Origin of the sequence: Photobacterium nomapromontoriensis (genome assembly GCF_050336815.1) — a bacterium.
In the GTDB taxonomy this organism is placed as follows: Bacteria; Pseudomonadota; Gammaproteobacteria; order Enterobacterales; family Vibrionaceae; genus Photobacterium; species Photobacterium nomapromontoriensis.
This window is the reverse complement of the sequence record NZ_JAKJSL010000039.1, coordinates 26,802-45,947: the sequence shown is the minus strand read 5'-3', so window position 1 is coordinate 45,947 and position 19,146 is coordinate 26,802. Positions and strand designations below refer to the sequence as shown.

At 48.0% G+C, this 19,146-nt stretch carries 19 protein-coding genes; 17 read left to right on the top strand and 2 right to left on the bottom strand.

Going from position 1 to position 19,146, the window contains the following annotated elements:
* Nucleotides 1–22 precede the first annotated feature (22 nt).
* From mutL to motX, 9 genes are all read left to right on the top strand, one after another.
* On the top strand, nt 23–2,122 hold the full coding sequence (gene mutL / locus L4D12_RS16855; protein WP_428449008.1) for a DNA mismatch repair endonuclease MutL: 2,100 nt from the start codon (nt 23–25) through the stop codon (nt 2,120–2,122).
* Nucleotides 2,115–3,050, top strand: a complete 936-nt coding sequence (gene miaA / locus L4D12_RS16850; protein ID WP_428449007.1) for a tRNA (adenosine(37)-N6)-dimethylallyltransferase MiaA — start codon at nt 2,115–2,117, stop codon at nt 3,048–3,050. Before mutL ends, miaA begins: the two co-directional genes overlap by 8 nt.
* 87 nt (nt 3,051–3,137) lie before the next feature.
* The gene (hfq, locus tag L4D12_RS16845) at nt 3,138–3,407 is read left to right on the top strand and encodes an RNA chaperone Hfq (RefSeq protein ID WP_428449006.1); all 270 of its coding nucleotides are present in this window, start codon (nt 3,138–3,140) and stop codon (nt 3,405–3,407) included.
* Between the two features lie 26 nt (nt 3,408–3,433).
* Nucleotides 3,434–4,723, top strand: a complete 1,290-nt coding sequence (gene hflX, locus L4D12_RS16840) for a ribosome rescue GTPase HflX (protein ID WP_428449005.1) — start codon at nt 3,434–3,436, stop codon at nt 4,721–4,723.
* Between the two features lie 57 nt (nt 4,724–4,780).
* Complete coding sequence (gene hflK / locus L4D12_RS16835) at nt 4,781–5,941, top strand: FtsH protease activity modulator HflK (RefSeq protein WP_428449004.1); 1,161 nt, start codon at nt 4,781–4,783, stop codon at nt 5,939–5,941.
* Nucleotides 5,942–5,943: 2 nt separating this feature from the next.
* A complete protein-coding gene (gene hflC / locus L4D12_RS16830) occupies nt 5,944–6,930 on the top strand; it encodes a protease modulator HflC (protein WP_428449003.1) in 987 nt (328 codons plus the stop codon).
* Nucleotides 6,931–7,080: 150 nt separating this feature from the next.
* Entirely contained in the window at nt 7,081–7,275 is a 195-nt protein-coding gene (locus tag L4D12_RS16825; RefSeq protein WP_428449002.1) for a DUF2065 domain-containing protein, read from the top strand.
* Between the two features lie 121 nt (nt 7,276–7,396).
* Nucleotides 7,397–8,713 (top strand): adenylosuccinate synthase, encoded by a 1,317-nt coding sequence (locus L4D12_RS16820; protein ID WP_428449001.1) that lies wholly within the window; start codon nt 7,397–7,399, stop codon nt 8,711–8,713.
* Between the two features lie 244 nt (nt 8,714–8,957).
* A complete protein-coding gene (motX, locus tag L4D12_RS16815) occupies nt 8,958–9,587 on the top strand; it encodes a flagellar protein MotX (protein ID WP_428449000.1) in 630 nt (209 codons plus the stop codon).
* A gap of 89 nt (nt 9,588–9,676) precedes the next feature.
* Here the strand turns inward: motX and hmpA are convergent, their stop codons facing one another.
* The gene (gene hmpA / locus L4D12_RS16810; protein WP_428448999.1) at nt 9,677–10,861 is read right to left on the bottom strand and encodes an NO-inducible flavohemoprotein; all 1,185 of its coding nucleotides are present in this window, start codon (nt 10,859–10,861) and stop codon (nt 9,677–9,679) included.
* 111 nt (nt 10,862–10,972) lie between these two features.
* Between hmpA and nsrR the strand changes: the two genes are divergently transcribed.
* From nsrR to rplI, 7 genes are all read left to right on the top strand, one after another.
* On the top strand, nt 10,973–11,404 hold the full coding sequence (gene nsrR, locus L4D12_RS16805) for a nitric oxide-sensing transcriptional repressor NsrR (RefSeq protein ID WP_428448998.1): 432 nt from the start codon (nt 10,973–10,975) through the stop codon (nt 11,402–11,404).
* A gap of 123 nt (nt 11,405–11,527) precedes the next feature.
* Nucleotides 11,528–14,101, top strand: coding sequence for a ribonuclease R (rnr, locus tag L4D12_RS16800; RefSeq protein ID WP_428448997.1), 2,574 nt, complete (start codon nt 11,528–11,530; stop codon nt 14,099–14,101).
* 3 nt (nt 14,102–14,104) lie between these two features.
* Nucleotides 14,105–14,839: a 23S rRNA (guanosine(2251)-2'-O)-methyltransferase RlmB gene (gene rlmB, locus L4D12_RS16795; RefSeq protein WP_428448996.1), complete on the top strand. Its 735-nt coding sequence runs from the start codon at nt 14,105–14,107 to the stop codon at nt 14,837–14,839.
* Nucleotides 14,840–15,135: 296 nt separating this feature from the next.
* Nucleotides 15,136–15,525, top strand: coding sequence for a 30S ribosomal protein S6 (gene rpsF, locus L4D12_RS16790; protein ID WP_428448995.1), 390 nt, complete (start codon nt 15,136–15,138; stop codon nt 15,523–15,525).
* 7 nt (nt 15,526–15,532) lie between these two features.
* On the top strand, nt 15,533–15,835 hold the full coding sequence (gene priB / locus L4D12_RS16785; RefSeq protein ID WP_428448994.1) for a primosomal replication protein N: 303 nt from the start codon (nt 15,533–15,535) through the stop codon (nt 15,833–15,835).
* A 16-nt stretch (nt 15,836–15,851) separates the two neighbouring features.
* The gene (rpsR, locus tag L4D12_RS16780; protein ID WP_005421136.1) at nt 15,852–16,079 is read left to right on the top strand and encodes a 30S ribosomal protein S18; all 228 of its coding nucleotides are present in this window, start codon (nt 15,852–15,854) and stop codon (nt 16,077–16,079) included.
* Between the two features lie 37 nt (nt 16,080–16,116).
* The gene (gene rplI, locus L4D12_RS16775; protein ID WP_428448993.1) at nt 16,117–16,569 is read left to right on the top strand and encodes a 50S ribosomal protein L9; all 453 of its coding nucleotides are present in this window, start codon (nt 16,117–16,119) and stop codon (nt 16,567–16,569) included.
* A gap of 161 nt (nt 16,570–16,730) precedes the next feature.
* Here rplI and L4D12_RS16770 read toward each other — a convergent pair whose 3' ends face one another.
* Nucleotides 16,731–17,483 carry a DUF481 domain-containing protein gene (locus L4D12_RS16770; RefSeq protein WP_428448992.1) on the bottom strand — a complete coding sequence of 251 codons (753 nt, stop codon included), beginning with the start codon at nt 17,481–17,483 and terminating at the stop codon, nt 16,731–16,733.
* 230 nt (nt 17,484–17,713) lie between these two features.
* On the opposite strand from L4D12_RS16770, the gene L4D12_RS16765 reads away from it, so the two are divergent.
* Nucleotides 17,714–19,111: a replicative DNA helicase gene (locus L4D12_RS16765; RefSeq protein WP_428448991.1), complete on the top strand. Its 1,398-nt coding sequence runs from the start codon at nt 17,714–17,716 to the stop codon at nt 19,109–19,111.
* The last annotated feature ends 35 nt before the right edge of the window (nt 19,112–19,146 follow it).

Below are 19,146 nucleotides of genomic sequence, written 5' to 3'. Positions count from 1 at the left end.
ATTTATAGATATCGGTAAAATTATGCCCATTCAGATCTTGCCTGCTAGGTTGGCAAACCAAATTGCCGCTGGTGAAGTTGTTGAGCGGCCAGCCTCGGTGGTCAAAGAACTGGTTGAGAACAGTCTTGATGCAGGTGCAACCCGTATTGATATTGATATTGATAAAGGGGGGAGCCGTACCATCCGAATTCGGGATAATGGCAAAGGGATCCCGAAAGAGGAACTGGGCTTGGCATTGAGCCGTCATGCAACATCCAAAATTACCACGCTCGATGATCTTGAAGCCATTGTTAGCCTTGGGTTTCGCGGCGAGGCATTGGCCAGTATCAGTTCTGTATCGCGCCTGACTTTGACGTCTCGGACAGAGGAGCAAGAGCAGGCGTGGGCGGCGTATGCTGAAGGACGAGACATGGAGGTCCAGCTTAAACCCTCAGCCCATCCTATCGGTACGACATTAGAAGTGCTGGATCTGTTTTTCAATACCCCTGCCCGGCGTAAATTTCTTCGAACGGAAAAAACCGAGTTTGGCCATATTGATGAGCTGTTAAAACGTATTGCCCTCAGCCGAATGGATGTGACGATTAACCTGCGGCATAACGGTAAAATGATCCGGCAATACCGAGCAGCTACCACACAGATCCAGAAAGAACGCCGTTTGGCTTCGGTGTGTGGCAGTGCTTTCCTTGAGCATGCTTTGGCGGTTGAATTAGCGCACGGAGATTTAACCCTGACGGGGTGGATTTGCAGCCCGCAGGGCGCGCGTAGCCAAAACGATATTCAATACTGTTACGTCAATGGCCGGATGATGAAAGATAAACTGATCAATCATGCCATTCGCCAAGCTTATGAAGCGAGTTTGGCCCCGGATCAGTATGCCGCTTATGTGTTATTCATTGATGTTGATCCGCATCAAGTGGACGTCAATGTCCATCCGGCTAAGCATGAAGTGCGCTTTCATCAGGCTCGGTTGGTGCATGACTTTATTTGTCAGGGGCTCCAGAGTGCATTAATTGAAGGAGCCGCCGATGATGCTACGGTACTGACCGTGCCTCGACCAAGAGCCAGTGCTCAAGGTGGTGGGGAGCGTGATGAGATGGCATCAGAGTATGCATATCGCGTCTCTGAGCCCTCGTTACATGGTGTTGAGGAGCCGGATGCGGCATTAGCCGCTATTGCTAATACGCCGGATTACCCCAATAAAGCGCCATCACAAGAGTGGCTGTCAGCGGCACCATCTCGGAATACTGAATCGATAGGAGCATCTTCAGCACAACGTACGGGCCATGAGCGTTCATTTCGTAGTGAACGGGAACATTCATCAGCACACACCGCGAATTCGTCCCGATCTGGCGGGTCGCCCCATCATCATGATGACGGGCCTACACCTGAAGAGATTGATGCTTATCAACAACTGCTACAGACGGTTGCGCCGACAGCCTCGGTCACGTCTTATCCTCCTCTCGATGCTCGCCCAGTGACGTTGCCTGCGCAACAGGCTTCCATATCTTCCGTCCCCCCCATGCGTCAAGATGCCTTGGGGGGCAGCAATGGGATTGGTCTGGGGAAAGCCTTATGTTTGGTTGAGCAGAAATTTTTGTTGGTCAGCCGTGATGATGGGGTCTCGTTACTGGGGTTGGAGCGGGCCCAACACTTACGAACCAAAGGGCAATTGCGTCAGGCGCAATATGAAGGGCTTAAGCCACAGCCCTTGTTGATCCCACACGCCGTGCCTGTTGAGCCGAGTATGGTAGACTGTATCGAACAACATGCCTTATTGCTCAAACAGCTAGGGATCCAGCTTAAAGCCAAGAACAAACAAAGTTTGATCATTCTGTCTGTCTGTCAGCCGCTGCGACAGCAGAATTTGCAAAAGCTTATCCCGTTATTGCTGGGTTACTTGGCCGCTGTGGCCGACGATCCTGATGCTCAGGGGTGGGAACCGTTATTGGACTGGCTAGCCGGGCAATTGGTGAGTCCTTCTGAGGCCTTTAGCTTGTCACAGGCCATCCAGTTGGTGACAGAGCTGGAGCAACTTTGGGGGGCCGAACTTGAACATTATTATCCAACATTGCTACGACGGGTTGATCTCGCGGCAGCAATAGAAGCATTTGATTATGACTAAGCCACTACCACAAGCCATTTTTTTGATGGGGCCAACAGCATCGGGTAAAACCGATTTGGCCATTCGTTTACGCCAACAACTCCCGGTGGAGTTGATAAGTGTCGATTCTGCCCTTATCTATAAAGGAATGGACATAGGCACGGCCAAGCCAGATGCTGATGAGCTGGCTTTAGCCCCGCATCGATTGCTAGATATTCGTGATCCAGCGCAAAGTTATTCAGCTGCAGACTTTCGTGCAGATGCACTAAAGGAAATGGCTGATATAGTGGCAGCAGGCCGAATTCCTTTACTGGTTGGTGGTACCATGTTGTACTACAAAGCATTATTGGAAGGTTTATCACCTTTGCCCGCTGCAGATCCGGTTATTCGGGCTCAAATTGAGCAAGAGGCAGAGGCGCGGGGGTGGTTGGCCATGCATGAGGAACTGGTCAGGATTGATCCGGTAGCCGGGGCTCGTATTCATCCTAATGACCCTCAGCGATTATCACGAGCATTGGAAGTTTTTCGTATTTCGGGTAACACTTTAACTGAGCTGACGAAAACCCAAGGTGATGCCTTACCTTACAAGGTTCACCAATTTGCAATAATGCCCAAGGACAGGGCTGTACTGCATCAGCGGATCGAGCAGCGTTTTGACAAAATGATCAAAGCTGGTTTTGAACAGGAAGTTCGTGCTTTGTATGATCGCGGTGATCTGCACCCTGATCTGCCGTCAATACGTTGTGTCGGTTATCGCCAGATGTGGGAATATTTGGACGGGACTTGTGATTTAGATGAAGCGGTTTTCCGTGGTATCTGCGCAACTCGTCAATTGGCGAAGCGTCAGATCACCTGGCTAAGAAGCTGGAATGAACTGACGTGGTTGGATAGCAGTAATGTAGAATTAGCCGTACAAACGGTCACAAACTCTGTTAGATGTGACGTTTGAATAGCGTGTATACTCACTACTGTTTTGCGTGTTTTTAATTGTGTTCGTTGCTAACTACAACTACAAACTAATAAAGGAAAAGAAAAAATGGCTAAGGGGCAATCTCTGCAAGACCCGTTTTTGAACGCTTTGCGTCGTGAAAGAATCCCTGTATCGATCTATCTGGTCAACGGTATCAAGTTACAAGGCCAGATCGAATCTTTTGATCAGTTCGTGATCCTATTGAAAAATACTGTTAACCAGATGGTGTATAAGCATGCTATCTCAACAGTAGTTCCTGCTCGTCCAGTGAATCACCACCATGCTGGTGATCGTCCTGCGACGGGTGAGCGTTCTCAGGACAAACCTGAAGAGTAAAAGTTCTTCATTAAGGAGTTGGTTGCTTGTTTGACCGTTATGAATCCGGTGAGCAGGCAATTCTTGTACATATCAACTTCACGCAAGAAGGGGAATGGGAAGACTTAAGCGAATGTGAAATGCTGGTCTCCTCTGCGGGAGTCAATACGCTACGTGTTGTTACAGGTAGTCGTAAAACTCCCCACCCTAAGTATTACGTGGGCGAAGGTAAGGCACAGGAAATTGCCGAAGCAGTTCGGGCTGAAGACGCCGATATTGTTATATTTAACCATTCACTCTCTCCAGCGCAAGAGCGAAATCTGGAGCAAATTTGTAAATGCAGGGTTGTGGACCGTACGGGCCTGATCTTGGATATTTTTGCTCAACGTGCGCGTACCCATGAGGGTAAGCTACAAGTCGAGCTGGCTCAGCTGCGTCATATCTCTACTCGACTGATCCGTGGTTGGACTCACCTTGAACGCCAAAAAGGCGGGATTGGTTTGCGAGGGCCAGGTGAAACCCAGTTGGAAACCGACCGCCGTTTACTTCGTGAGCGGATCAAGACGATTTTACGGCGTCTTGATAAGGTAGCGAAACAGCGTGATCAAGGGCGTCGAGCCCGTAATCGGGCGGAAATCCCGACGATTTCGCTAGTGGGGTACACCAATGCGGGCAAATCGACCTTGTTTAACCGTGTTACTAATGCTGGCGTGTATGCGGCTGATCAGCTGTTTGCGACGTTAGATCCAACCTTGCGAAAAATTGATGTGGTCGATGTTGGCACTTCGATTCTGGCAGATACTGTTGGCTTTATTCGTCATTTGCCGCATGACTTAGTGGCTGCATTTAAGGCGACATTGAAAGAAACTCAGGATGCGACCCTGTTGCTGCATGTGGTAGATGCCAGTGATGATCGTTTTCGTGAAAATATCGAAGCGGTAGATACGGTACTGGAAGAGATTGACGCTGGCGATGTTCCCATGTTGCTGGTGATGAACAAGATAGACAATCTGGAAGGCGCTACACCTCGCATCGAAAGAGATGACGAAGGCCGACCTTGCAGGGTGTGGGTTTCGGCGATGGAAGGGCAGGGTATCGATCTGCTATTCGAAGCCTTGACTGAGTGTTTATCTGGCACCATGGTAAAACATACGCTTTGTTTACCGCCTCAGTACATTGGGCGTATGCGAAGCAAGTTTTATCAGTTAGGCTGTATTGTCAGTGAAGAATATGAGACTGATGGCAGTCTCAGAATTGATATACGTTTACCATTGGCAGACTGGTCTCGATTGCAAAAAAGAGAAAGTACTTCGTTAGATGACTTTATCGTTGCTTAATGGACTGCTAGAGTAATAAGAAAAACTGTCGTCATATCATATTGATGGAGTTCTATAATGGCGTGGAATGAGCCTGGTAACAACGGCGGCCGTGATAAAGACCCTTGGGGGAACAATAATCGCGGTGGTCGAGATCAAGGTCCACCGGATTTGGATGAGGTTTTTTCAAAACTAAGTCGTAAATTCGGTGGTATTTTTGGGAATAAAAAGGGACCTTCAACTGGCGGTAGTGCAGTCGGTTTAGGGGCAATTGCGGTGTTGGCGGCAATAGTATGGGGCGTATCGGGCTTCTATACCATTGGCGAAGCTGAGCGTGGTGTTGTACTGCGCTTCGGTAAGGTCGTACCTGAAATGGTTGATCCGGGTTTGAACTGGCGACCTCGATTTATCGATGAAGTGATACCCGTTAACGTTCAGGCAATCCGTTCTTTGCGCAGCTCAGGTTTGATGCTAACCAAAGACGAGAACGTACTGAAAGTTGAAATGGATGTTCAGTACCGTGTCGCGGAACCTGAGAAATACCTGTTCAGTGTAACCAATGCGGATGACAGCCTGCGTCAGGCGACTGATTCAGCATTGCGTGCGGTTATTGGTGACTCCACCATGAACCAGGCGTTGACTACTGGTCGTCAGGTGATCCGCGCGAATACGCAAGAAGCTATTGATAACATCATCAAGAAATATGACATGGGTCTGCTTGTTGTTGATGTGAACTTCCAGTCTGCACGTCCGCCAGAAGAGGTGAAAGATGCCTTTGATGATGCGATTGCTGCACGAGAAGATGAAGAGCGTTTTGTCCGTGAAGCCGAAGCCTACAGCAACGATATTTTGCCAAAAGCTACCGGTCGAGCAGAACGTATTAAGAAAGAAGCCGAAGGTTACTCTGAGCGTGTGATCAATGGTGCGTTGGGTGAAGTGGCACAGTTTAATAAACTGTTACCGCAATACCTGGCTGCTGAAGAAGTGACCCGCAATCGTTTGTATCTTGAAACGATGGAGCGAGTTTATGCCAATACCAGTAAGGTGATGGTTGACTCCGATTCAAGCGGTAACTTACTTTATTTGCCGCTGGATAAACTGGTTAATCCTAGTCAGCAAAGCACTAAGCCAAAACAGAGCACTAGTGGTAATTATGGGATTGAGCTGGAGAAAGTGAAAACTGCCCCAGCCACGGCCCCTGCGCCACGAGCTGATACCAGCCGTCAAGGGAGATATTAATTATGCGTAAGTTAATGATCCCAGTGATTGTGGTATTTATCGCGACGTTGTTGATGTCGATGTTTGTGGTACAGGAAGGCGAGCGCGGAATCGTGGTGCGATTCGGTCGTATCTTAAAAGATGCCAATTCGGATGTGGCGCGTATCTATGAGCCTGGTCTGCACTTTAAAGTGCCAGTGTTTGATAGTGTTCGCCGATTAGATGCTCGTATCCAGACCATGGATGATCAGGCCGATCGTTTTGTTACGTCTGAGAAGAAAGACGTGATCATCGATACCTACGTGAAGTGGCGTATTGAAGATTTTGGTAAGTATTACCTAACAACGGGTGGTGGTAACGAGTCAACGGCTGAAGCGCTGCTTAAGCGTAAAGTGGTTGATAGCCTGCGTTCTGAAATTGGTTCGCGTGAGATCAAGCAAATTGTCTCGGGCCCTGATCGTTCTAGCCCTGAACCTACGGCGGATGACGTTGCACCTGCATCTGATATTGTCGCTGAAGTTGCCCCTCGTAAAGAAGTGGAAGGCCAGCGTGATCAGATCATGGAAAACGTGCTAGCGGATATTAAGATTAGTGCAATGAAAGACTTGGGTGTTGATGTGGTTGACTTCCGTATGAAGAAAATCAATCTGCCTGATGAGATCAGTGAATCTATCTATCGTCGTATGCGCGCAGAACGTGAGTCGGTTGCCCGTAAGCATCGTTCTCAAGGTCGTGAGAAGGCTGAAGTTATTCGTGCTGAGTCTGAGTTAAAAGTTGCCACCATTCTGGCAGATGCGAATCGTGAAGCCTTGGTGGTTCGTGGTAATGCAGATGCAGAAACGGCTGAGATTTATGCCGCATCCTTTAACAAGAACCCGGAATTCTATGACTTCCTGCGTTCGTTGAAGGCCTATGAGAACAGCTTTAATTCGAAGAGTGATATTCTGGTAATTGACCCGAATACGGAATTCTTCAAGTATATGAAAGATGCAAGCGGCACCGTGAACTAAGATTCCCGGTAGCGGATGAAAGGCAAGACTTCGGTCTTGCCTTTTTTTTGCCTGTTATTTCCCTTGAATTGAGTGTGTTGAACTCTCCTTGAGTCCGTACTCAGGTTACTTGGGTATATACTGCAACCCAAATATGATTAGGGGACGAAAATGGATAATACAATATGGGTAGCGCTCGGCTTAGTCTTGGTCTTTGAAGGGCTTGGACCGTTACTGGCTCCGCGAGGCTGGCGCAATATGGTGAGTCAGTTGAGCCAGCAAGATGATAATAGCTTGCGTCGTATCGGTGGTTGTCTGGTGGTTGCGGGTGGAGTGATGGCTTATATGATGTATCTTCGTCTGTAAATACCGAATATGTTTGCTCGTGATACTGGCCTGGTGGAAAAAGAGATCATGGTCAAAAATGACTGCAAGGTAACCTTTAAGGTGCTAGAATCCTTTTTTAACTACTGATAGACGAAGAAAGATGGCAAATAATGTAGTCGTTCTTGGCACCCAATGGGGTGACGAAGGTAAAGGAAAGATCGTTGATCTTTTAACTGAAGATGCAAAGTATGTAGTACGCTACCAAGGTGGCCATAATGCTGGACACACTCTTGTTATTGACGGTGAGAAGACAGTCCTTCACCTGATCCCATCAGGTATCTTACGTGACAACGTTAAATGCATCATCGGTAACGGTGTTGTACTTTCTCCAGACGCACTGATGAAAGAAATGGGTCCACTAGAAGAACGTGGTATTCCTGTTCGTGAGCGTCTGTTCCTGTCAGAAGCGTGTCCGCTAATTCTTCCATACCATGTTGCGCTCGATCAGGCTCGTGAAATTGCTCGCGGTAAAAAAGCGATCGGTACAACTGGTCGTGGTATCGGTCCTGCTTACGAAGACAAAGTTGCTCGTCGCGGTCTGCGTGTGGGTGATCTATTCGATAAGGCTGCATTTGCTGACAAGCTAAAAGAAGTGATGGCTTACCATAACTTCCAGCTTGAGCACTACTACAATGCTGAGCCTGTGAGCTACGAAGAAGTTCTTGAAAACGTTATGGCTCAGGCGGATATCCTGACTGCAATGGTTATTGATGTGACTAAAGAACTTGATGATGCGCGTCTACGTGGCGACAAGATCATGTTCGAAGGCGCTCAGGGTACACTGCTTGATATCGATCACGGTACTTACCCGTATGTAACATCTTCGAATACTACCGCTGGTGGTGTTGCTGCAGGTTCTGGTTTTGGTCCTCGTCACCTAGGTTACATCCTGGGTATCGCTAAAGCTTACTGTACTCGCGTAGGTGCAGGTCCATTCCCGACTGAACTTTACGATGGCCTAGATAAGCAGGATCCTGTAGGTAAGCACCTAGGTACTGTTGGTCATGAGTTCGGCGCTACAACGGGTCGTCTACGTCGTACTGGTTGGTTTGATGCGGTGGCTATGCGTCGTGCTGTACAAATCAACTCTATCTCAGGTTTCTGTCTGACTAAGCTTGACGTACTTGACGGTCTGAAAGAGCTGAAAATTTGCACTGGCTACAAAACCCAATCTGGTGAACTTCTAGAAGTATCTCCAATGGCCGCTGATGCTTATGAGAACCTTGAGCTGATCTACGAAACAATGCCTGGTTGGTCTGAGAATACTGTTGGCGTGAAATCATTAGATGAGCTCCCACAAGCAGCGTTGAATTACATCGCACGTATTGAAGAGCTAACGGGTGTGCCAATCGATATTATTTCGACTGGTCCTGACCGTAACGAAACTATCATCAAGGTTCACCCATACGCTGAGTAATTGCTAACGCGATTATGAGTCATCTTGATGAGATTGAAAGCCAACCGAGAGGTTGGCTTTTTTTTATCGCCAGAGATTGGCTGAGCGTGGATCTTGGTTCCAAATATTGGTAACGACGATTGCTTGAAAATATCATTGCCGCTATTTATTTGAAGGCTGGTAAATGTGATTCCTCCTCAAATTTTGTCTAAAGTATTACCGGCCATTGCCGATAAATAAACCACGTTTGGATAGAGATTTGCTGATGAAATTGCGTCCCTTACTTCTGAGTTTGACATTGCTGGCTGCGACACCTGCGTCGGCATTGGAAGCAGTGGGTGATGCTGTACCTGTGTATAGTGATAATGAACTGGCTCGAATGTTTGAAAGCAATACTCAGTTACAGCGGGTCAAAGCCGATGATTGTCAGTTAGTACAAGATATTGAAGCTCGAGCTATCCGAGTTGAGTCACCGTCCTATCAATTCCTTTATGGGGACATGCTGGCATGGGGGGTTTGTGTTAAGCGTGACGTTGAGCTTGGTGTGTATTATATGCAGTTGGCCGCTCAGCAGGGTTCCCCCGCTGCATTAGAACAGCTTGGTCGATACTATTCTCAAGGGAAATTGGTCCAACAGGATAAAGAACGTGCGATTCCGTATTTGCGTGAAGCCGCTGCAATGGGCAATGTGAATGCACGGATCCAATTGGCGGAACTGCTATTAAGTAATTACGGTAGCCCGTTAGATTTTGAAGATGCTTACCGCTGGCTGTATAACACCGTGGCTGCTAGCCATCGAGTTCACAGTAAAATCTCCCACCTGCGTCAAGGGCTAGAAAACCGCATGCCAGCCAATGTTATTGCGCGGGCTAAAAGGCGTGATAGCTTCTGGTAATAATGCCGCGTCATCGAGGCTGCTGAATAAAAATAAACAGAGAGGCAGATACGCCTCTCTGTTATCTATCCAACGGTTAACCGTGGCCGTTATAGCACTTTGTGTGGGCCGAAACACTCATAATGTAAGTGATCTTCCGCTATACCCATCGCCAGTAATTGCTTGGCAATATTCTGCATAAAGCCAACAGGTCCACAGCAATAAAAATGCATATTAGGCTCAGACAATGGTTCACTCAGCGGCGTAAGATCCATGATGCCAGCCGTGTGGAAGTCTTCTGCCGGATGATCAGATGCCAGCGGTTCTCGATACCAGACATGGTTTGATATATGAGTATGTTGCTCGGCCAAGGCTGCAACATGAGCGTTGAATGCATGGTGACGACCATTTTCAGCCGCGTGTAACCAATGAACATTGGCTTGATGTTGGGTCAGCGTTTCTAGCATCGATAACATCGGAGTGAGTCCGACTCCCGCTGAAATCAATGTCACTGGTGTGGTTGGTTCTACGTCTAAAAAGAAGTCTCCCGCAGGAGGCGCTAGACTAACGTTATCGCCGACGTTCAAGTGATCATGCAAGAAGTTAGAGACTTTGCCACCCGTCTCTCGCTTAACAGAAATACGGTAATGGTCATTTTGTGGCGCACATGACAGGCTGTACTGGCGAATTTCTTGGAATTCAAATGACCCCGGTTGTAGATAGATCCCCAGATATTGGCCAGGTTTGAACGCTGCAACGTCACCGCCGTCAACTGGTTTAAACGTAAAGCTAGTGATCACATCGCTTTCCATTTTTTTCTCTGCGAGTGTGAATTGGCGAGTGCCTCGCCAGCCTCCAGCCTTGGTTTCATTGTCCTGATAGATGGCTTCTTCGCGCTGGATAAATACATTTGCTAATACACCATAAGCATCAGCCCATGCATCCAGAACCTCTTGGCCTGGAGACAGCAGCTCATCAATGGTGCTTAACAGATGGCTACCCACAATCGCGTATTGTTCCGCAGTGATCATAAAACTGGTGTGTTTCTGAGCAATTTTTTCTACGGCTGGCAATAATACAGCAAGGTTATCAATGTTGTTGGCATAGGCACAAATCGCGTTGAACAATGCTTCACGCTGATCGCCATTGCGTTGATTACTCATATTGAAAATATCTTGTAGTTCCGGGTTATGCTGGAACATACGAGTATAAAAATGCGCGGTTAAGGCCGGGCCAGTTTGGGCAATCACTGGCGCTGTCGCTTTGATGATTGCAATCGTATTTGAATTGAGCATGACTTTACCTATTTATAATGTTGCATTCATTATGCATGTTTTACTGGGTTTTTATCTGATCTGTATCTTTTAGTCAATAAGAAGATTAAAATGGCAGCAGGAGGAGTTATTGTGCAATTGACAAGTTTTACCGATTATGGCCTTAGAGCCCTCATATACCTGGCCACTTTGCCGCAAGGTGAGTTGGCGAGCATTACTAAAGTGACAGACGTATATGGTGTCTCTCGAAATCATATGGTGAAAATCATTAACCGGCTCGGCCAATTAGGCTACATCGAGACCGTGCGAGGTAAGAATGGTGGGATCCGTTTAGGAATGCCTGCCGAGAAGGTCATTATTGGTGATGTTGTCAGGGCAATAGAGCCACTGCAGATTGTTAACTGTAGTGAAGAGTTTTGTCACATTACGCCGGCATGCCGCTTAAAAGGAATGTTGTTTTCAGCACGTCAGGCATTTTTGGACGAGCTTGATCGGCACTCCCTTGCGAGTCTGATTGACGATAATCCGCCGCTGCGGGTATTGCTGGATCGACCGATTGACTAGTCAAACGTCAATCAATAACTTCTCAATCAATTGAGTGGAGCAGAGAATTTAGACTTTGTTCCCGTCTGTTCACCTATGGCTTGGATATACTACAGTTATATCTTCGCCAACTTGGATCTAACTATGTCAAAAGGTACTACCGATTTACCGGTCGACCCTTTTCGCGATCGCGAAGCTTCAAATTACGAAAACCCGATTCCCAGCCGAGAAATGTTGCTGGAGGTGATCCGTGGGTTTTCTACACCGATCAGTCGCGATCAGCTGTTCGAAGAACTGAAACTAGAGGGTGATGATCAGTATGAAGGCCTACGTCGCCGCCTGCGCGCGATGGAGCGTGATGGTCAACTGATTTTTACCCGCCGTCAGTGTTATGCGCTGCCGGAACGTCTTGACCTGATCAAAGGCCATGTCATTGGCCACCGTGATGGGTTTGGCTTCTTGCGTCCTGATGGCGCGAAAGGTAAAGACGATGATTTAATGCTGCCTCACCACCAGATGCGCGGTGTGATCCACGGCGATTATATTTTGGCTCAGGTTGCTGGTACGGATAAGCGTGGCCGTCGTGAAGGGCGGGTAGTCCGTGTACTTAAGCACTATGAAGGGCAGATCGTCGGTCGCTTCTTCGTTGAAGACGGCATGGGCTATGTGGTGCCGGATGATTCCCGTATTGCACAGGATATTGTGATCTCGAATGAACATCGCCAGGGAGCCCGCATGGGTAATGTGGTCGTGGTTGAGATCAATCAGCGTGCGACACGTCAACATAACGCGATGGGCAAAATTGTCGAAGTACTGGGCGAAAATATGGCGCCGGGTATGGAAATTGAAATTGCCTTGCGTACTCACGATATTCCGCATGAATGGCCATCTGAAGTTGATAAGCAAATTCAAGGCCTAGGCGAAGAAGTGCCAGAAGAAGCCAAGCAAGGACGTGTTGATTTACGCAGCCTGCCATTGGTGACTATCGATGGCGAAGATGCCCGTGACTTTGATGATGCCGTGTACTGTGAGCGTAAAAAGTCCGGAGGCTGGCGCTTGTGGGTTGCTATCGCGGATGTGAGTTATTATGTGCGTCCGGGAACGGCATTAGACAATGAAGCGGTTAAACGCGGTAACTCAGTGTATTTCCCGTCTCAGGTGATCCCTATGCTACCGGAAGTACTGTCTAACGGCTTGTGCTCGCTGAATCCTCAGGTGGATCGCCTGTGCATGGTCTGCGAAATGACCATTTCAGAGGCGGGTAACCTGTCAGGTTACAAGCACTATGAAGCGGTAATGAACTCCCATGCTCGCCTGACTTATACCAAGGTCAGTAAGATGCTCGAAGGTGATGAGGAACTGCGTGAGCGTTATGCGCCGCTGGTACCGCACATTGAAGAGCTGTACAGCATGTATAAGGTGCTCAAGGATGCTCGTGAAGAGCGTGGTGCGATTGAGTTTGAAACGGTAGAAACTCAGTTTATCTTCAATGCGGATCGTAAGATTGATCGTATCGTGCCGGCTGTGCGTAATGACGCCCATAAAATCATCGAAGAATGTATGATTTTAGCAAACATCGCTTCGGCTCGTTTTGTTGAGAAATCAAAAGAGCCTGCGCTGTATCGTGTGCATGATATGCCAGGGGAAGAGCGCCTGGTTGGTTTCCGTGATTTCTTGGGTGAGTTAAGCCTGCAGCTTTCCGGCGGTCTAGAGCCGTCACCGAAAGACTATGCGGCGTTGGCACATTTGATTCAAGATCGTCCGGACAAAGAATTAATCCAAACCATGCTATTGCGCTCAATGAAGCAGGCTGTTTATCAGGCTGATAACATTGGTCACTTTGGTTTGGCTCTTAGTCAGTATGCACACTTTACCTCGCCGATCCGTCGTTACCCAGATTTGACCCTGCACCGTGCGCTCAAGTATTTGATCGCGAAGAAAGAAGGGTTGAATAAAGATCGTTGGACGCCGACAGGTGGCTACCATTACTCATTTGATGAGATGGATGCCCTCGGCGAACAGTGCTCAATGACGGAACGTCGGGCTGATGATGCAACGCGTGATGTGGCAGATTGGCTCAAGTGTGAGTACATGCAGGATCACGTTGGCGACGAGTTTGATGGTGTGATTGCCAATGTTACCGGTTTTGGTTTCTTTGTCCGCTTGAACGAGCTAAACATTGATGGCCTGGTACATATTTCAAACTTGGCCAATGATTACTACCAGTATGATCCAATCGGTCAGCGTTTGATTGGTGATAGCTCCGGCCAGATTTACCGTCTAGGTGATACGGTTAAGGTGAAGGTGGCGTCAATCAATTTGAATGACCGTCAGATTGACTTTGATATTGTTGATAGTACCCGCAAGCCTCGTGGCGCCGGTAAAACGGCCAAAGCGCGAGATGCTCGTGATAGTAAAGGTCGCGAGAAAAAACAACGGATGCGCAAAGCCGAAGGCTTACAGCGTCAGAGCCTGAAAACATATCGTGTCGACGAGGGCGAGGCTAAACCAGAGCAGCGTGCTAAGTCGAAAAAGGATCGCAGTTCTGTCCGTAATAAACTGAAGGCGGGCGCGATACCAAAAGCAGAAGGCGATAAAAAGCCGTTCCATAAGCCAGAGGCTGAGGGAACGGATAAGCCGAAACGTAAGAAAAAGTCGACGAAAGCGCGTAAAAAGCAACGTGCGGGTAAGAAAGAACGAGAAGCAAAGAAGAGTTAATCAATGAGTAATGACATGATTTTCGGCATTCATGCCGTTAACGCGGTACTGGCATCCGATCCTGCACGTTTTATTGAGGTCTTTGTCTTAAAAGATCGTCAAGATGATCGCTTGCTACCGGTGATCAACGAGCTACAGATGTTGGGTATTACCATCCAGCAGGCCGGCCGTAAGGCACTGGATGATAAAGTGGACGGCGCTTCTCATCAGGGCATTATTGCTCGTGTTCGCCCTGGCAAGCAGTACAACGAGAATGATCTTGATGACTTGCTGGCGGGCCAGGAGAACCCATTGCTGTTGGTGCTGGATGGCGTGACTGATCCGCATAACTTGGGTGCTTGTCTGCGTAATGCCGATGCTGCTGGTGCGGTAGCCGTGATTGTGCCTAAAGATCGCTCTGCCCAGCTTAACGCCACGGCGAGCAAGGTGGCCTGTGGTGCTGCTGAGATCATGCCCTTGGTGCGTGTTACCAACTTAGCGCGAACAATGCGTGCCTTACAAGATAAAGGCGTGTGGGTGGTGGGTACGGCTGGTGAAGCTACACATGATATCTACCAGAGTAAGCTGACCGGGCCACTTGCAATTGTAATGGGTGCGGAAGGGGAAGGCATGCGTCGCCTGACGCGTGAAACCTGTGATGACCTGATCAAAATTCCGATGGCAGGCTCGGTATCCAGTCTGAATGTATCGGTAGCTACCGGCATTTGCTTGTTTGAGGCTGTACGTCAGCGTCAATAGCCGCCGCGTTTAGTAATAACAATTGCATAAATTAACAGGAGCCTCGCAACGCGTTGCTCCTTTTTTTCGGTGTAATGCCGCGCTGCTCATGGTTACGCAGACGTCTATCTGTCTGAATATCCGGGCTAAGTTCGGCGCATAGATATCTTCCGCTGAAGCGTAAAATTCGCTTGCTTAAATTGCCCGTTCTCTATACTATTCTGCATCCAAATTCTCGGTTATTTATCTTTAGTTCCTTGCTTCTCTTGGACGACCGAGCCAAATCGAGAAGCTGATTAATCCGTAAGGAGCAACCAATGCGTCATTACGAAATCGTATTCATGGTGCACCCTGATCAAAGCGAACAGGTTGCGGGCATGATCGAGCGTTACACTGCTGCTATCAAAGATTCTGGTGGTCAGATTCACCGTCTAGAAGATTGGGGCCGTCGTCAAATGGCTTACCCAATCAACAAACTGCACAAAGCACACTACGTTCTAATGAACGTTGAAGCTGAGCAGTCTGTAGTTGACGAGCTTGAGTCTAACTTCCGCTTCAACGATGCTGTGATCCGTAACATGATCATGCGCACCAAGGGCGCTATCACTGAGCCATCTCCAATGATGAAGGCTAAAGAAGAGCGTTTCACTAAGCGTGAAGAGCGTGCAGACGCTGCACCGTCTGAAGACGAAGCAGCAGCTGAGTAATTGTTAAATGACCAATCGTCTGGTGCTGTCTGGCGTTATCGCTAAACCGCCCAAACGAAGCCAGTCGCTGGCAGGGATCCCTCATTGTCACTTTGTGCTTGAGCATCGTTCCTATCAGCAAGAAGCTAACCTGCCACGCCAAGTGTATTGTTACATCAACGTGGTGGTTAGTGGTCAAGGTCAACAAGTTCTCACTCAAGATTTAGCTGTCGGCAGTCACATTGAGGTAAGCGGCTTTGTCTCTTACCAAACCGGTCGAAATGGTATCGGTAAATTAGTGTTACATGCCGACCACATTGAAAAAATTTAGTTCAGGAGATAAGCCCATGGCACGTTTCTTCCGTCGTCGTAAATTCTGCCGTTTCACTGCAGAAGGCGTTCAAGAGATTGACTACAAAGACGTAGCAACTCTAAAAAACTACATCACTGAAGCGGGTAAGATTGTACCTAGCCGTATCACTGGTACTCGCGCTAAATACCAGCGTCAGCTAGCTCGCGCTATCAAGCGTTCTCGTTACCTAGCACTTCTACCGTACACAGATAAGCATCTGTAATCGGTAGCGGTTTAATTAAGTTTAAGAGGACAAGATAATGCAAGTTATTCTACTTGATAAAATCGGTAACCTAGGTAGCCTAGGCGATCAGGTTAACGTTAAAGCTGGTTACGCTCGTAACTTCCTTATCCCACAGGGCAAGGCAGTTATGGCTACTAAAGCGAACGTTGAGATGTTCGAAGTACGTCGTGCAGAGCTAGAAGCTAAAGTTGCTGAGCAACTAGCTGCTTCTCAAACACGTGCTGACGCTCTTAACGCGCTAGAAGCAGTAGTTATCGCATCTAAAGCAGGTGACGAAGGTAAACTATTCGGTTCTATCGGTACGCGTGATATCGCTGATGCAATCACTGCAGCTGGCGTTAAAGTAGTTAAAAGCGAAGTTCGTCTTCCAGAAGGCGCACTACGTACTACTGGCGAATTCGAAGTTAGCATCCAGCTACACTCTGAAGTATTCGCAACTATCACTCTAAACGTTGTAGCTGAAGCTTAATAACGTCTAGTGTTGATATGAAAAGCCAGCCTTCGGGCTGGTTTTTTTATGTCTGCTATATCCTGTTATCTCAAGATGTAGGGGCAACGTGAGCTTAGTACGCTCAATTCAAGGGAAATAGGTGCAGGGATCTTCTCCCATTTCGCATATCGGTATACATCCTACATCTTAAACAGAAGATTGATGGTCGTGGCGGAGTCGCGTTTTTTTAGCCCTTCGGGTACCCAGCTGTTCACTTTTTGGGTGTTACTCAACTTGATGGCAACATGTTCATTGACCGCTGTTGTCAGGTTGATCTCGGTTTCCATCGTGCTGTTACTGTTACCTGCAATGCCCGTCATTCGTAAATTAATTTCAATATCTTTCGATGGCTTCCAAGCCATCTTGGCACTGCCTCTAATGATCAGCTCATCGACCATATCGGGCAAGATGATATCATCATCATCAATCTCATCGATATTGGGCTCTTGGTGGCGATAGCCAGGACCTGCTTCCACTTCCATCTGGAAGGTCTCAAGGCGGATTAACTGATAACCCAGACCCGTGGCCAAGGTGAAATCAATGAAATAGGGGCCATAGCGATCATCGAAGTAATTGATGTTGCCAAGCACATAGGTTCGTTCGTTGATTTTCTTATCGCTTTGTAGCTCTATCTGCCCTTTACGCTTGTCTTCTTCCCCATCTTTTTCAGCCAATAAGAGCTTCGCTTCAGCCGTTTGACGATACTGATTTTTAACATAGGTGACACCAACTCGAGTGTTGAGCGTTTGAGAATCGGAATTGCCTCCCAGAGATTGGTAACCCAGCTCGATCTCGCTGCTCCATGGTGGTGGAATACGGGTGGGTTGGTCATCATCGGCAGCGTTGGCATGTCCTTGGACAAGTAGCAACAATGCCAGTAAGTATCTTGCCAATCGGCCTCCTGAAAGATTGAAAACAGCAAGTGTGAACGGAATGCTGAAGTTTACCTTATTTCTGTCAGCGTTGGGTTAAGATTTGGTCACAGGCTTACCATCTACGGTTGATGGGCGTAATATGAAAAATCTCACAGGGAAATTCAAGTTCGACACTATATTGATAGAGGGACTCATCCTGAATTAGGGTATAATGCACGGCTTAGTTTCCGGCAATCATTTCAATTCCTATGGCAGAGAAAAGCAAACCGAATTATTCGAAAGATCCCAAAATGGACGCGATCAAGATGGCGCCGCATTCGCTAGAGGCCGAGCAATCGGTGCTTGGTGGCCTCATGCTCGACAACGAAAAATGGGATGTTGTCGCAGAAAAGGTCGTTGCCAAGGATTTTTACAGCCGTCCTCACCGCATTATCTTTGAGGGTGTGGCAAGTTTGCTGGAAGGGGGGCAACCGCTTGATTTGATCACCCTGTCTGAGCATCTTGAGCGTTCTGCTCAGCTAGAGGATGTAGGTGGTTTTGCCTACTTGGCTGAACTGGCTAAGAATACCCCGTCAGCTGCCAATATCTTAGCGTATGCAGAAATTGTTCGTGAGCGGGCTCTGATCCGTGAAATGATCAGTGTGGCCAATGACATTGCCGATGCCGGTTATGATCCTCAGGGGCGAGACAGCGAAGAGCTGTTGGACATGGCAGAAAGTAAAGTGTTTGCCATTGCCGAACAGCGTACCTCGGAAAACGAGGGGCCGCAGAGTGTTGATACGATCCTTGAGAAAACGTTAGAGCGTATTGAGCTTTTGTATCAGTCACCACAAGATGGTGTGACTGGGGTATCAACGGGATTTACCGATCTTAATAAGAAAACTGCGGGGCTACAGGGTTCTGATTTGATCATTGTGGCTGCCCGTCCATCAATGGGTAAAACGACCTTTGCCATGAACCTGTGTGAAAATGCAGCCATGGAGCAGGAAAAACCGGTACTGATTTTCTCGTTAGAGATGCCCGCTGAGCAGATCATGATGCGTATGCTCGCGTCGTTGTCTCGGGTTGATCAGACTAAGATCCGTACGGGTCAATTAGATGATGAAGATTGGGCACGTATTTCGTCAACGATGGGTATTCTGATGGAAAAGAAGAATATGTACATCGATGACAGTTCTGGCCTGACCCCGACGGAAGTGCGTTCCCGTGCCCGTCGTATCGCTCGCGATAATGGTGGTCTGAGCATGATCATGATTGACTACCTGCAATTGATGCGTGTACCAGGCTACCAAGATAACCGTACTCTGGAAATCGCAGAGATCTCGCGATCATTGAAAGCATTGGCCAAAGAGCTCAATGTACCAGTCGTTGCCCTGTCGCAGCTTAACCGATCATTGGAGCAGCGTGCGGATAAGCGTCCGGTTAACTCAGACTTACGTGAATCTGGTGCGATCGAGCAGGATGCCGATTTAATTATGTTTATTTACCGTGATGAGGTTTATCACGAAGACAGTGCCCTGAAAGGGATTGCTGAAATTATTCTGGGTAAACAGCGTAATGGTCCGATTGGTACTGTACGCCTGACCTTCCAAGGGCAGTTTTCACGGTTCGACAATTATGCCGGCCCGGCCTTTGATGACGAATAACAAATAGAAGTAGTCCCGGAATACCGGAGCAGTAG